The sequence below is a fragment of the Izhakiella australiensis genome, assembly GCF_002006995.1.
In the GTDB taxonomy this organism is placed as follows: domain Bacteria; phylum Pseudomonadota; class Gammaproteobacteria; order Enterobacterales; family Enterobacteriaceae; genus Izhakiella; species Izhakiella australiensis.
In genome coordinates, this window is record NZ_MRUL01000053.1 from 1 (window position 1) to 1,760 (window position 1,760).

1 rRNA gene is annotated in these 1,760 nt (G+C 53.5%); it reads left to right on the forward strand.

Annotated elements, in window-relative coordinates:
- Positions 1-168 precede the first annotated feature (168 nt).
- Positions 169-1,711 (forward strand): 16S ribosomal RNA (locus tag BTJ39_RS24165).
- The last annotated feature ends 49 nt before the right edge of the window (positions 1,712-1,760 follow it).

Here is a 1,760-nt window from a genome sequence, read left to right on the forward strand (position 1 = left end):
GCTCTTTAACAATTTATCAGACAATCTGTGTGGGCACTCGCAGGATTGATATCGCAAAACTATTTGATGTATCAAGTCTTGAAGAGTGAACACGTAAATTCATTACGTAACCGTCAGGTTTTAATTAACCGGACGGAGAGTTTAATTCTTTGAGCATCAGACGCTTTTTAATTGAAGAGTTTGATCATGGCTCAGATTGAACGCTGGCGGCAGGCCTAACACATGCAAGTCGAACGGCAGCGGGGGAGAGCTTGCTCTCCCGCCGGCGAGTGGCGGACGGGTGAGTAATGTCTGGGGATCTGCCCGATGGAGGGGGATAACCACTGGAAACGGTGGCTAATACCGCATAACGTCGCAAGACCAAAGTGGGGGACCTTCGGGCCTCACACCATCGGATGAACCCAGATGGGATTAGCTAGTAGGTGGGGTAAAGGCTCACCTAGGCGACGATCCCTAGCTGGTCTGAGAGGATGACCAGCCACACTGGAACTGAGACACGGTCCAGACTCCTACGGGAGGCAGCAGTGGGGAATATTGCACAATGGGGGAAACCCTGATGCAGCCATGCCGCGTGTATGAAGAAGGCCTTCGGGTTGTAAAGTACTTTCAGTCAGGAGGAAGGGCGAGTGGTTAATAACCGCCCGCATTGACGTTACTGACAGAAGAAGCACCGGCTAACTCCGTGCCAGCAGCCGCGGTAATACGGAGGGTGCAAGCGTTAATCGGAATTACTGGGCGTAAAGCGCACGCAGGCGGTCTGTTAAGTCAGATGTGAAATCCCCGGGCTCAACCCGGGAACTGCATTTGAAACTGGCAGGCTTGAGTCTCGTAGAGGGGGGTGGAATTCCAGGTGTAGCGGTGAAATGCGTAGAGATCTGGAGGAATACCGGTGGCGAAGGCGGCCCCCTGGACGAAGACTGACGCTCAGGTGCGAAAGCGTGGGGAGCAAACAGGATTAGATACCCTGGTAGTCCACGCCGTAAACGATGTCGACTTGGAGGCTGTGAGCTTGACTCGTGGCTTCCGGAGCTAACGCGTTAAGTCGACCGCCTGGGGAGTACGGCCGCAAGGTTAAAACTCAAATGAATTGACGGGGGCCCGCACAAGCGGTGGAGCATGTGGTTTAATTCGATGCAACGCGAAGAACCTTACCTGGTCTTGACATCCACGGAAGGTCTCAGAGATGAGACCGTGCCTTCGGGAACCGTGAGACAGGTGCTGCATGGCTGTCGTCAGCTCGTGTTGTGAAATGTTGGGTTAAGTCCCGCAACGAGCGCAACCCTTATCCTTTGTTGCCAGCACGTAATGGTGGGAACTCAAAGGAGACTGCCGGTGATAAACCGGAGGAAGGTGGGGATGACGTCAAGTCATCATGGCCCTTACGACCAGGGCTACACACGTGCTACAATGGCGCATACAAAGAGAAGCGACCTCGCGAGAGCAAGCGGACCTCATAAAGTGCGTCGTAGTCCGGATTGGAGTCTGCAACCCGACTCCATGAAGTCGGAATCGCTAGTAATCGTGGATCAGAATGCCACGGTGAATACGTTCCCGGGCCTTGTACACACCGCCCGTCACACCATGGGAGTGGGTTGCAAAAGAAGTAGGTAGCTTAACCTTCGGGAGGGCGCTTACCACTTTGTGATTCATGACTGGGGTGAAGTCGTAACAAGGTAACCGTAGGGGAACCTGCGGTTGGATCACCTCCTTACCAGCTGATACTTTCCTTCGAAGTGCTCACACAGATTGTCTGATGAAAT